At 71.5% G+C, this 11,938-nt stretch carries 12 protein-coding genes; 9 read left to right on the forward strand and 3 right to left on the reverse strand.

The genetic code is table 11. The features are described 5' to 3' along the window. Nucleotides 1–2: 2 nt before the first annotated feature. Nucleotides 3–842, forward strand: coding sequence for an acyl-CoA dehydrogenase family protein (locus ACF062_RS31000; protein ID WP_392142933.1), 840 nt, complete (start codon nucleotides 3–5; stop codon nucleotides 840–842). 400 nt (nucleotides 843–1,242) lie between these two features. Then, nucleotides 1,243–1,725: an ATP-binding protein gene (locus ACF062_RS31005; protein ID WP_223775250.1), complete on the forward strand. Its 483-nt coding sequence runs from the start codon at nucleotides 1,243–1,245 to the stop codon at nucleotides 1,723–1,725. 336 nt (nucleotides 1,726–2,061) lie between these two features. Here ACF062_RS31005 and ACF062_RS31010 read toward each other — a convergent pair whose 3' ends face one another. Beyond that, nucleotides 2,062–2,988: a cyclase family protein gene (locus ACF062_RS31010; RefSeq protein WP_392142934.1), complete on the reverse strand. Its 927-nt coding sequence runs from the start codon at nucleotides 2,986–2,988 to the stop codon at nucleotides 2,062–2,064. Nucleotides 2,989–3,071: 83 nt separating this feature from the next. On the opposite strand from ACF062_RS31010, the gene ACF062_RS31015 reads away from it, so the two are divergent. Genes ACF062_RS31015 through ACF062_RS31025 form a run of 3 tightly spaced genes read left to right on the forward strand, consistent with a single transcriptional unit; the run spans nucleotide 3,072 to nucleotide 6,279 of the window. After that, nucleotides 3,072–3,983 carry an SDR family NAD(P)-dependent oxidoreductase gene (locus ACF062_RS31015; protein WP_392142935.1) on the forward strand — a complete coding sequence of 304 codons (912 nt, stop codon included), beginning with the start codon at nucleotides 3,072–3,074 and terminating at the stop codon, nucleotides 3,981–3,983. 15 nt (nucleotides 3,984–3,998) lie between these two features. Beyond that, the gene (locus ACF062_RS31020; protein ID WP_392142936.1) at nucleotides 3,999–5,219 is read left to right on the forward strand and encodes an acyl-CoA dehydrogenase family protein; all 1,221 of its coding nucleotides are present in this window, start codon (nucleotides 3,999–4,001) and stop codon (nucleotides 5,217–5,219) included. A 10-nt stretch (nucleotides 5,220–5,229) separates the two neighbouring features. Beyond that, entirely contained in the window at nucleotides 5,230–6,279 is a 1,050-nt protein-coding gene (locus tag ACF062_RS31025) for a Zn-dependent alcohol dehydrogenase (RefSeq protein ID WP_392142937.1), read from the forward strand. Nucleotides 6,280–6,977: 698 nt separating this feature from the next. Here the strand turns inward: ACF062_RS31025 and ACF062_RS31030 are convergent. Continuing rightward, complete coding sequence (locus ACF062_RS31030; RefSeq protein ID WP_392142938.1) at nucleotides 6,978–8,147, reverse strand: helix-turn-helix domain-containing protein; 1,170 nt, start codon at nucleotides 8,145–8,147, stop codon at nucleotides 6,978–6,980. Between the two features lie 155 nt (nucleotides 8,148–8,302). On the opposite strand from ACF062_RS31030, the gene ACF062_RS31035 reads away from it, so the two are divergent. From ACF062_RS31035 to ACF062_RS31050, 4 genes are all read left to right on the forward strand, one after another. Continuing rightward, entirely contained in the window at nucleotides 8,303–8,545 is a 243-nt protein-coding gene (locus ACF062_RS31035; protein ID WP_392142939.1) for a hypothetical protein, read from the forward strand. Next, on the forward strand, nucleotides 8,497–8,760 hold the full coding sequence (locus tag ACF062_RS31040) for a hypothetical protein (protein WP_392142940.1): 264 nt from the start codon (nucleotides 8,497–8,499) through the stop codon (nucleotides 8,758–8,760). The genes ACF062_RS31035 and ACF062_RS31040 overlap by 49 nt, the downstream gene beginning before the upstream one ends. Nucleotides 8,761–9,135: 375 nt before the next feature. After that, nucleotides 9,136–9,360 (forward strand): hypothetical protein, encoded by a 225-nt coding sequence (locus ACF062_RS31045; protein WP_392142941.1) that lies wholly within the window; start codon nucleotides 9,136–9,138, stop codon nucleotides 9,358–9,360. A gap of 349 nt (nucleotides 9,361–9,709) precedes the next feature. Continuing rightward, on the forward strand, nucleotides 9,710–10,951 hold the full coding sequence (locus ACF062_RS31050; protein ID WP_392142942.1) for an MFS transporter: 1,242 nt from the start codon (nucleotides 9,710–9,712) through the stop codon (nucleotides 10,949–10,951). Here ACF062_RS31050 and ACF062_RS31055 read toward each other — a convergent pair. Beyond that, nucleotides 10,883–11,890 carry a GlxA family transcriptional regulator gene (locus ACF062_RS31055; RefSeq protein WP_392142943.1) on the reverse strand — a complete coding sequence of 336 codons (1,008 nt, stop codon included), beginning with the start codon at nucleotides 11,888–11,890 and terminating at the stop codon, nucleotides 10,883–10,885. The genes ACF062_RS31050 and ACF062_RS31055 overlap by 69 nt on opposite strands. Between the last annotated feature and the right edge of the window lie 48 nt (nucleotides 11,891–11,938).

Here is an 11,938-nt window from a genome sequence, read left to right on the forward strand (position 1 = left end):
GTATGGATTTCCAACTCACGGATGACCAGCGGGTCTTGCGCTCCGGGATGCGGGACATCCTGGTGGGGCGGTTCTCCTTGCGGGACGCCGTGGACCGCGTCGACCGCGCCCTGTGGAAGGAGCTGGGCGAGGCCGGCTTCTTCTCCCTGGCCCTGCCCGAGAAGCGCGGGGGCGTCGGCCTGGGACTGCCGGAGGCCGTACTGGCCTTCGAGGAGGCGGGACGGGCCCTGCTCCCCGGCCCCGCCGTGGCGTCGTTCCTGGCGGCGGGCGAGGTGGAGGGTGCCTGGTCCGGAGACGCCGTCGTCACCGCCGTCGACGGAACGCTGGTGCCCTGGCTCGCGGAGGCGGACGCCGTCCAGGGGGACGTGAGCGGGGCCGTCGCCCTGCGCTCCGTCGACCCGCTGACACCGCTGCACCGCGTGCCGGGGCCGCCGCGCCCGGGCCGGGGCGCACTGCTGTACGCCGCCGAACAGCTCGGCAGCGCCGCCCGGACCTGCGAGATGGCCGTGCGATATGCCGACGAACGCGAACAATTCGGGCAGCCCATCGGGGCGTTCCAGGCCGTGAAGCATCTCTGCGCGCGGATGCTGGTGCGCGCCGAGGTCGCCCGCGCCGCCGTGTACGCCGCCGCCGTGACCCGGGACACGCGCGAGATCCGCGGCGCCAAGCTGCTGGCCGACGACGCCGCCGTACGCAACGCCCGCGACTGTCTCCAGGTGCACGGCGGCATGGGGTTCACCTGGGAGTCCGAGGTGCATCTGCACCTCAAGCGGGCCTGGGTCCGCGCCGAGCTGGGACAACGGGCCGACGAGGCGCAGGAAGCGCTGGCTGCCGCGCTGTGACAGGGAGTGATGACGCTACAGAGCGTTGACGGAGGCGTCGATACCGGGTTGTGTCCTCCGCGTGACTCGTCACGGCCCGGAGTCGGTGTCCGCCTCTAGTACCTTGTCTCAGATGCGAGTGGTTCTGAGGCTGAGCCATCCCGGTGCTGCCCCCGCGGCGGCTCCGGGTCCGGCAATGCGCGCCGCTCGCCGTGCAGGAGCGGGCCTCGTGCCCGTCTGTTCGACCCCCCGCGCTACGCGTCGCACAGTATGCAGCACGCGTACTCCTTCGCGCTGGAATATGCCCGAAGCGCTTGTTGGGGTGACTGAACGTCAATCATGCTGTCTCCCAAGGGGATCACGTTCCGTGACCCCGTGGAGTCGCGAGGCGATGTGTCCGCCGGTTCGGATGGTGTGAGCGGTGCAGGTGCTTCAAGTTCAGCTGGAGGTCGGGGCCGACCCCGCGGAGGTGGGGCGGGCCAGGAGATGGGCCCGCTCCCGACTGGCGGGATCGGGCATAGAAGCCGACGAGCCGGTGGCCGAGACGCTGATCCTGCTGATCTCGGAACTCGTCACCAACGCCGTTGTGCACACGGGCTGTCCGGCCGTCCTGCGCATGCTCCTCCCCGGCGTTCCCGACGACGCGCCGGCGACGGTCCGGGTGGAGGTGGCCGACCGCAGCGCCCGCCCGCCCAGGCAGCGGCACGCGGAGGGTGACGACACCAACGGCCGCGGCCTGGAGCTGGTCGACGGTCTCGCCGACCGCTGGGGCTGGCAGCCGGAGGGTGGCGGCAAGAGCATCTGGTGCGAGGTCGACCGGTGCGACGCCGGGGTCGCCGCGGTGACCTTCGACGGCGCGTCGTACGGCGACACCGATGCCGACGTGGCGTACGAAGCCGTCTGACTCCGTTCGCCCCGGGCCCGTATGCGCCGTCGTGTGCCACGACGCGCGCCCGTGCGCGGGTAGGACGAACCAGGCATGGACCATTAACCCCCGGCAGGGTGTTGACGTAACCTGTCCGATTGATCACGCTTGTGAGCAGCGATTCGCCGCGAGGGGACGTCAAGGGCGCTCGGTGACGGAGGCCCCCTTGACGAGATGTGGGTCGCGTGGTCGGCGTCGGTCCCCTCGGGGGCATGAGGGGCAGTGTCGAGCGCCGAGCCGGATGGCGGCGCGCGGCATCGCGCTCGGGGCGGAAGCCGACGCGCCGCCGTGCCGCCGCTTGACGGGGCGCCGGGGTCACAGCACCGCCACCGGCGCCACGGGCGTCCCCGTCCCGCCGGCGAACGGCTCGGGCATCGCGGAGAGCAGGAAGGCGTAACGCGCTTCTTGCGCACAGGCTGTGGACAACTTTTCCAGATCCCAGTTCTGGCCCTGCAGCATCCCCATCTCGACCAGGTGCAGCGCGTGCACGGGCAGCCACAGGTTCTCGATCTCCGGCGGGAAGATCTCGAAGGTCAGGGTGTCGTCGGCGACCGCCGCCACGTCCCGCGCGTGGAACCACTCGGGCGTACGCAGTGAAAGGCCCGGGGACGGGTGGCCGTACGCGTGTCTGTCGCCCGCCAGGTAGACCTGGATCTGTCCCGTACGGACGAGGACGATGTCACCGGCGCGGACCGTGACGCCGCCGAACTCCGCCGCCTCGTCCAGGTCTTCGGGCGTCACGGCGTGATCACCCGGCAGCCGGTCGAGCCCCTTGGCGCGGGCCACGTCCAGCAGGACGCCGCGCGAGACGACGTACGGCACCTTGTCGATGCCGCTGAACCGGGCGCCCGTGTGGGCCGCGATGGTGTCCGCGGGGCGGCCGTTGTAGATCTTCCCGGAGTGTGACACGTGGGTCAGCGCGTCCCAATGGGTGGCCGCCTGTAGCCCCATCGTCACGGCGTCGTCGCTGGTGGCGACTGTGCCCGGGCCGAAGAGCTCCTGGTTGATCTGCACCATGGTGTGCAGGGGGTTCACGCGTCCGGGGATCAGGCCCGTCTGGGCGCCGTCCTCCTTGAGGGTCAGCGCGAGCGGGACGCGGCGCCCGGAGCGGACCTCGGCGGCGGCCGCCCGTACGACGTCGTCGGTGACGAGGTTCAGGGTGCCGATCTCGTCGTCGGGGCCCCAACGGCCCCAGTTGTTCACGCGCTTGGCGATGGCGTGGAACTCGGGCGGCAGTGACATGGGCCCTCCGCGGGTCTTGTCTTCCGGTGTCCGACGGGCCATAAAATCTAACGGTCCGTCAGAAACCGCGGGAAGGGGCCGGCGTGGGGAACTTCTTGGCAGGCAAGGTGGTGGCCGTCACCGGTGCCGGGCGCGGCATCGGCAGGGCCGTCGCGCTCGCCGCGGCCGCCGAGGGCGCGCGGGTCGTCGCCAACGACTACGGGGTCTCCATGGAGGGCGGCGAGCCCGCCGGCGAGGTGGCCGAAGCCGTGGTCGAGGAGATCCGGGCCGCGGGCGGCGAAGCCGTGGCCGTCGCGGACGACATCGCCACCATGGCGGGCGGCCAGCGGATCGTCGACGTCGCGCTCGCCGAGTACGGCCGCCTCGACGGGGTCGTGTGCGTCGCCGGGATCCTCCGCGAGCGGATGCTGTTCAACATGTCGGAGGAGGAGTGGGACCCGGTGGTCGCCACCCACCTGAAGGGCACGTTCACCGTCTTCCGGGCCGCCTCGGCGGTGATGCGGAAGCAGGGCTCGGGCACCCTCATCGGCTTCACCAGCGGCAACCACCAGGGGTCCGTCGCCCAGGCCAACTACAGCGCCGCCAAGGGCGGGATCATCTCGCTGGTGCGCAGCGCCGCGCTGGGTCTCCACAAGTACGGGGTGACCGCCAACGCGGTGGCCCCCGTCGCCCGTACGCGGATGTCGGCGAACGTACCCGTGGAGCTGAAGGAGATCGGCGAGCCCGAGGACGTGGCGGCCCTCGTCACCTACCTGCTCAGCGACCGCGCCCACGAGGAGAGGATCACCGGGCAGGTCTACACGATCGCCGGGCCCAAGATCGCCGTCTGGGCGCAGCCGCGTGAGCTGCGCGCGGGCTACGCCGACGGGGCCTGGACACCGGAGAAGATCGCCGACTTCCTGCCCGGCACGGTCGGCACCGACCCCATGCCGCTCCTCGCGCAGGTCGAGGCCATGGCCAAGGCGGCGGCGTCCAAGGCCCGCCCGAACGCGTAGGCCGGGGGGAGGGTCGTGGACTTCGGCTTCGGGCCCGAGGACGAGGCGTTCCGCGCGGAGGCGCGGCGCTGGCTCACCGAACACCTCACCGGCGACCACGCCCGCGCGCGCGGGCGCGGCGGCCCCGGCAGCGAGCACCTGGGTGGCGCGGAACGCCGCGCCTGGGAGCGGGAGTTGGGTCGCGGCGGCTGGATCGGCCTCGGCTGGGACAGTGACGCGTACGGCAACCGGCGGGCCACGCTCACCCAGCAGGTCGTCTGGGCCGAGGAGTACGCACGCGCGCGGGCACCCGGCCGCCACGGGCACATCGGCGAGAACCTGCTCGCGCCGACGCTCCTGGCGTACGGCAGCCGGGAGCAGCGGGACGAGTTCCTGCCGCCGATCGCCCGGGGCGAGGCGCTGTGGTGCCAGGGGTACAGCGAGCCGGGCGCGGGGTCCGACCTGGCCGGGGTGCGGACGCGGGCCGTGCGGGACGGGGAGACGTACGCCGTCACCGGGCAGAAGATCTGGACGTCGCTGGCGCACGAGGCCGACTGGTGCTTCGTGCTGGCGCGCACGGAGGAGGGGTCCCGTGGGCACCGGGGGCTGTCGTTCCTGCTGGTGCCGATGGACCAGCCGGGGCGGATCGAGGTGCGGCCCATCCGGCAGCTGACCGGCACCAGTGAGTTCAACGAGGTCTTCTTCGACGGTGCACGCGCGCGTGCCGGCCATGTGGTGGGGGGCGTGGGGCAGGGGTGGCGGGTCGCCATGGGGCTGCTCGGGTTCGAGCGGGGCGTCTCGACTCTGGCCCAACAGATTGGGTTTGCCACGGAGTTGGCTGCGGTGGTGCGGGAGGCGGTCGCCTCGGGGGCCGTGCGGGACCTCGTGGTGCGGGAGCGGCTGGAGCGGCTCTGGGCGGAACTGCGGGTCATGCGGTGGAACGCGTTGCGGACGTTGGGGGGTGGGGGTGGGGGTGGCGGGGCCTCGGGGGTGGCCGGGGCGCCGAGTGTGGCCAAGCTGTTGTGGGGGCGGTGGCATCAGCGGCTCGGGGAGCTTGCCGTGCAGGTGCGGGGTGCGGCGGGGGCCGTCGGGCGCGTGGACTGGGCGGCCGACGCGCCGTACGAACTCGACGAGGCCCAGCGGCTTCATCTCTTCACCCGCGCCGACACCATCTACGGCGGCTCGGACGAGGTTCAGCGCAACATCATCGCCGAGCGCGTGCTCGGTCTGCCGAGAGAGGCCAGGGGGCCTCGGTGAGGGGTGCGTCGTGAGGGGTGTCGTTTTTGACGGGGAGTCGGCCGAGGTCGTGGGGGACCTGGAGGTCAGGGAGCCGGGGCCCGGCGAGGTGCTGGTCGCGGTGGCCGCCGCCGGGCTGTGCCACAGCGATCTGTCCGTCATCGACGGGACCATTCCGTTCCCGTCGCCCGTGGTCCTCGGGCACGAAGGAGCGGGTGTGGTGGAGGCGGTGGGGGCCGGGGTCACGCATGTGGCTGCCGGGGACCATGTGGCGCTGTCCACCATCGCGAACTGCGGCGCCTGCGGTGAGTGCGGGCGGGGGCGGCCGACCATGTGCCGGCGGGCCATCGGGCGGCCCGACCGGCCCTTCTCGCGCGGTGGCGAGCCGGTGTACCAGTTCGCCGCCAACTCCGCCTTCGCCGAGCGCACCCTCGTCAAGGGCGTGCAGGCCGTGAAGATCCCCGAGGACATTCCGCTGACGTCCGCGGCGTTGATCGGGTGCGCGGTGGTGACGGGCGTGGGGGCCGTGCTGAACCGGGCCCGGGTGGCCGCCGGGGAGACCGTGGTGGTGATCGGTGCCGGTGGTATCGGGCTCAACGTGTTGCAGGGGGCCCGGATCGCCGGGGCATCGGCCGTCGTCGCCGTCGACGCGAACCCCTCGAAGGAGGCCGTCGCCCGGCGGTTCGGCGCCACGGACTTCTTCGCGTCGGTGGAGGCGGTGCGGGAGGTGCTGCCGCAGGGGGCCGACCACGTCTTCGAGTGCGTGGGGCGGGTGTCGCTGGTGCGGGAGGCCGTGGACCTGCTGGACCGGCATGGGCAGGCGGTGCTGCTCGGGATGCCGGGGGCGACGGCCGAGGCGTCGTTCGTGGTGGCCTCGCTCTTCCTGGACAAGGCGATTCTCGGGTGCCGGTACGGGAGTTCGGCGCCGCAGCGGGACTTCGCGCTGTACGCGCGGTGGTACGGGGAGGGGCGGTTGCTGCTGGATGAGCTGGTGACGGTGACGTACCCGGTGGAGGACTTCGGGAAGGCGGTGGCGGATGCGGGGGCGGGGCGGGTGGCTCGGGCTGTGCTGAGGTTTTGAGTGGGGATTGGTGCGGTGCCGCTTTCCGTCTTCCGTGCGGTGCCGCTTTTGGTCTTCCGGGCGGTGCCGTTTTCGGTCTTTCGTGCGGTGCGGCGCCGTCTCGGGCGCCTTCTTGGCGGGGGAGCGGGGCCGCGCCGGTATGTCCGTCCTCGCCAGCGCCTGCGTGGCCGCCTTGTGCTTCGGGGCTCCGTGGGCGTGGTTGCCGTGCTCCGGGCGGACATACCGGCACGTCCCCTCCCGTTGAGACGCGAGTGCGGGTGGTGGAGGGGCGCCGGTTGTTCGTCGGGTGTGTGGCGCTGGCCTACCTGTTTCTCCGGACACCGCTTCTTCCTGGATATCCGGGCCGGTCAGGACGCGCGGGTCCATACGGAACGGTGTCACGAGGTTCAGCTCAGGGGTCGGCCGGTAGCCGAGCCCGTCGGTCGGCAGGGTGGCCATGACCTTGTGTGCATCCCGCAGTTGCGCCAGGTCTTATAACGCAAATGGACGCCCTTCCATGCGCCGAACCGCTCTGGCAGGTCCTCCCAGCGCACCGGTGCGCGCCTTGTAGAACATCGCGTCATCCCGGTGGCTTGGTCCTCGGTCATGGTGCCGTCGCCGAAGGGCTACCTGCTGCCACCCGTCGCCGATTCAGACGTCAAGGGGTATCCGCTGCATGGGTTACTAGCTGTGCGCTTTGAGGCTCGCCGGAAGCGCCGTCAGAAGGGCACGCCCGCACGCTTGGCCAGCCGTGTCAGGCGGGGGTTGCTGCGGCGGTGCAACGAGGTCAAGACGCGCATCAGCTCCTGACTGGTCGGATGTACCCGGGCCATCTCGGGTGCGACGCTCCACGCCTCCTCCAGGGAGGCCAGCGCGGAGTCCCGGTCTCCCAGGGCGAGGTGCGACCGGCCCAGGTTCATGTGCAGGGGACCGATGCGGGTGGGCGGCAGGTCCGTGCCACCCCTGATCAGGTCGTCGGCGGTATCGAGCGCACGGCGGTGCTGGTCCATGTCGGAGAACGTCGAGATGACGTGGGTGGCGGTCTGGTCCGGCCCGAAGTGGATGCCGTGCTCGTCGGCGTCTGCGCCGTAGTCCTCGGCCGTGCGCCATGCCGCCCGGATGTGCTCTTCTGCGGTGGCCTTGTCCTTGAGCCGGCCGGCCAATGTGAGACCGCGCAGATGCAGGAGGCCCAGACCGAACGCGCGGTCGCGTCCTTCAAGGCTCGACTCGGCCTCGACGATGGCGCGGTCCACTATGGCAAGTCCGCCCGCGAAGTCACCCGAATTGAGGAAGGCTCCGGCCTCATCGCGGGCGGCCACCGTGGCGGCGATGGGGTGAGCACGCTCGGCGGCCAGACGCTGCTTCATGACGGCCAGCTCGGCAAGGTGCATCCAGCGGTGCCGGGCTGCCAACCAATAGACCACCGAGTACACGTCGGCGACGCGGGTCCAGGCGTCCGGTGACTGAGTGGCGTGCGCGTAGCTGGTCGCGTCGGCCAGCACCCCTGGGAGCGCCTGCAGCACCGCCGACAGCTCGGTCCGGTAGCGGTGTTCGTTCAGCTCAGCGAGCCGGCGTGGCAGGTCCTCCGGGTGGGTCGGCGGAACGTCGGGGATGTCGAAACGCCGGATGGCGTAGTTGAGGGAGGTCAAGCTGTTCTCGTCGGCTCGGTCGACCGGGGCCGTGCCCAGCAGCTCATCAAGCGTCAATCCCATGGCCTCAGCGAGAGCGGCGGCGATGCCCTGGGTCAGCGCTCGGTCGCCAACCTCGATCTTGCTCAGCAGCGAGACCGACACGCCCGCCCGCCGGGCAAGGGCAACCTGGCTGAAGCCGCGCGCCTTGCGACAGACGGCCACGTTCGCACCGGGTCCGGGAATCTTGGTCACGCTCATGTCTGTGCGTCTTCCCCGCTCGACTTCCGTTACGTCCCATGGTGGCACCCCGGCCACCTCCGTGCCCTGATGTTGTGCAAGAGCTGTGCATGTTCGCTCTGCACCCCAGCAGTTGTCTTGTGTGAGCCACGTATGCCCAGGTCGGACGAGGGGTTATGGCACTGACACACGAGAAGCCGCCGACGATGCTGAGTCACGGCAAGCTGCCCTATCCGAAGGGAACGTTCGTCGTAGATGACGAGACCGGGTGCAAGGGCGAGTTGCAAGGCGTGATCGAGGAGCGCACCAAGGAGGGCAACAAGCTGATTAGCCGGACGGCCTACATGCGCCCGAGAGGGGGTGGTATCGAATGGGAGGCCCCTTTGAACCGCATCCGCCCCGCCGACGAAGGCGATTGAGACACCCCACCAAGCGCGCGGTTCTGGTCGGCAAGGGCGACGTGATCGGCTACGAGGGCGAGTGGCGCACGGTCAAGGCCGCCTCCACAGCCCAGGGGCCGATGGGCGGGTTGGCCATCGTCGTCACCTGGGAGGAGGGCGGCACGACGCGCTTTCCAGCTGGTGACGAACTGCTGATCCGTCAGTCGGAGCCGCCGGCAACCGACGCGATCTGAACAACACTGCGAGCCCCATTCCAACTCGGCTGGCTTGGCGCTCAGTTGCGCGCCTTGGCGTCGCGCTCCGTGGTACTTTCTCGCCGATGGGTAGTAGTCGCACCAGGTGCGGCGAAGCACACTCGTCGCAGGAGTGCTGACTGGAGACTGTTACGGCAACCGTGACGGTAACCGCATGACGTGAGTCGGCCACCTAAAGGGTTTGTGACCCAGAAGACTTTTGGATGTTCGTACTGACAGGCAACTGCCTGTCGGCGCCGAGAACATTTGCGCACACGTCAGCGCAGGTGTCTCGGTCCGAACCGTAGGGTTCGGATCGAGGCTGCCTGCGTGCAGACCCACCGATCCGGCCCATGACAGGGAAGGGAGGGGTTGGTGGACGGCACCGCCATCATCATTCTCGCCATCGCCGGCGTGGTTTCCGTGCTGCTGTTCGCGCTCAAAGGCGTCCTTGACCAGCTCCCCGAAGTCTTCGACTCCGCCAGCCGGGCGCGCGATGCGTGGAAGCGCTTCAAGGAGGAGCAGGACGAGGCGGCGATGCCGAAGGAGACCGAGCAGCCGCCTGTGGCGGACGACGATGAGCCGCCCATGGCCGCGTAAGCCCGTCATGGGGTCTTTGTCGCTCTCACGGGACGCAGAGACCGTCCCGGGTGCCCTCGGTGACCGGGGCGGTCTTCTGCGCGGCGGGAGGGCCGTCCGTGGGCTCAGGCGGCAATGGCCACCCGGAACCGGAACCGAGCCATCGTGGCCCCAAGAAGGAGGCGTCGGGGTGGACATACCGGCACGTCCTCTCCCGCGGTGCGTGAGTGCGGGAGTCGGGGGCTGGCTGTCCGTTGGGGGCACAGCGCTGGGGTGGAGACCGGCATGTTCTCTCTCGTTGTGGCGCGACTGTGGGGGCGAGGTTGGAAAAGGGGTGGGGGGTGTCGGTGGTGGCGTTTAGCTTCGGGGGATGAGTTATCGCGAGGTTGTTTCCGGAGGTGTCGTCCGGTGGGGGGCCGTGGCCGTGGGGGCGCGGATGCCCGTGGCCGCGGCGCCGCTCGCCCTGGTATTTCTCGTACGGGAGCGGCCCGGGGGGTACGCCCTCGGTGCCGTGCTCGCCGCCGTGTACGTGGTGGGCGAGATCGTGGGCGCGCCGCTCCTCGGGATGCGGATGCGGGCCGAGCGGGCCCGGCCGCAGCTGGCGTGGGGCCTCGCCGTGGGCGCGGTCGCGTTCGGGGCGCTGGGTCTGCTGCCGGAGGCTCATCCGGTGGTGCTGGGGGCGTTCGCCTTCCTCGCCGGGGCCGCGCCCGCCGCCGCCCCCGGCGGGCTGCGCGCCCTGCTGACCGGCATGGTGCCGGACAAGGCCGTCACCCAGGCCCTGTCCCTGGAGTCGATCCTGACCTTCGGCATCTGGGCGGTGGCGCCCGCCGCCGTGACCGGCCTCGCGCTCGGGGTGTCACCGGCGTTGCCCCTGGTGTCGGCCGGAGCGCTGATGGCCGCCGCCGTGGCCGGGCTGTGGATGCTGCCCGAGGGGTGGCGCTCGGACGCGGACGACCGGGGCGGGGAGTCCATGGCGCGGATCCTCGTGCGGGCCTGGCCGATCTTCGTGACGGGCGCGGCGAGCCTGTCGATGCTCGCTCTCGCCGAGCTGGTCCTGCCCGCGCTCCTCGAGCAGCGCGGCATCGCGGTGGGCTGGGCCGGGCCGCTCCTCGCGGCGCTCGCGGTGGGCTCCGCGGTCGGGTCGTTCGTGTACGGGCTGCGGACCTGGCCGGGCCGCCTGCGTACGCAGGGCATGGTGCTGATGTTCGCCGTCTCGGCCTGCCTGGCCGCCGTCGCCGTACTGCCGGGCGTGGGGTGGCTGCTCGCCGTCCTGGGCGTCGCCGGGGTGCTCCAGGCCGGGGCCATGCTCACCCGGAACCTGTCGCTGCGCGAGGTGCTGCCGCCCAGCGCCCTCGCCGCCGGCTACTCGGTGATGTACGCCGCCGTGGGCGCCGGGTACGCGGCGAGCGGCTCGCTGGCGGGCGGGCTGCTGAGTGTGGTGTCGCCCTCCACGGCGATCCTGGCGGGCGTCGGGCTCGGTGTGCTGCTGACCGTGGTGGGGGTGCTGGGCGAGGTGAAGCCCGCCGCGTCCCCCGGCGTGGTCTCAGCCGGCGGCGACGTCGCGGAACGTACGCCGGTAAGCGGTGGGAGTGACGCCGAGCGCGGCCTGTAGGTGCTGGCGCATCGACTGGGCCGTGCCGAAGCCCGAGTCCCGCGCGATCCGGTCGACGGAGAGATCGCTGGACTCCAGCAAGTGCCGTGCCCTCTCGACGCGTTGCTGTGTAAGCCACTGGCCGGGGCTGATGCCGACCTCCTCGCGGAAGCGCCGCGTGAAGGTGCGCACCGACATCGACTCCCGCGCCGCCATGTCCCGCAGCCGCAGCGGCTGGTCGAGGCGGCTCAGCGCCCAGGCCCGCGCGGTGCGCGTGGTCGCCAGCTGCGGCTCGGGGACCGGGCGCTGGATGTACTGGGCCTGGCCGCCGTCCCTGTGGGGCGGTACGACGGTGAGGCGGGCCACGTCGTTGGCGACCGCCGTGCCCTGGTCGCGGCGTACGAGATGCAGGCAGAGGTCGACGCCCGCGGCCACGCCCGCCGACGTCAGCACGTCGCCGTCGTCGATGAACAGCACGTCCGCGTCGACCTTGACGTCGGGGAAGAGCCGCTGGAAGTGGGCCGCCGACGCCCAGTGCGTGGTCGCCGGGCGTCCGTCGAGGAAGCCGGCGGCGGCGAGGACGTACCCGCCCGTGCAGATCGAGACGAGGCGGGTGCCCGGCCGGATACGGGCCAGCGCGGCGGCCAGCTCTCCGGTGAGCCGCCCCTCCTCGTAGACCGGGCCCAGTTCGTACGACGCCGGGACCACGACGGTGTCGGCGGTGGCCAGCGCCTCGGGGCCGTGTTCGACGAGGATCGTGTAGTCGGCGTCCGTACGGACCGGGCCGGGCGGCCGGACCGAGCAGGTCACGACCTCGTAGAGACGGCGGCGGTCGGCGTCGCGCGCGCGGCTGAAGATCCGCTGGGGGATGCCCAGTTCGAAGGGGATGACGCCGTCCAGGGCGAGGACGACGACGCGGTGCGGGCGCGTGTCGGCGCGGGACTCCCCGGAAGCGGCCATGGCCCGATCCTAGCGAACGCTGTCCCTCGGGCCACTCGTTCGCGCGGG

The sequence above is a fragment of the Streptomyces sp. NPDC015345 genome (assembly GCF_043078805.1).
In the GTDB taxonomy this organism is placed as follows: domain Bacteria; phylum Actinomycetota; class Actinomycetes; order Streptomycetales; family Streptomycetaceae; genus Streptomyces.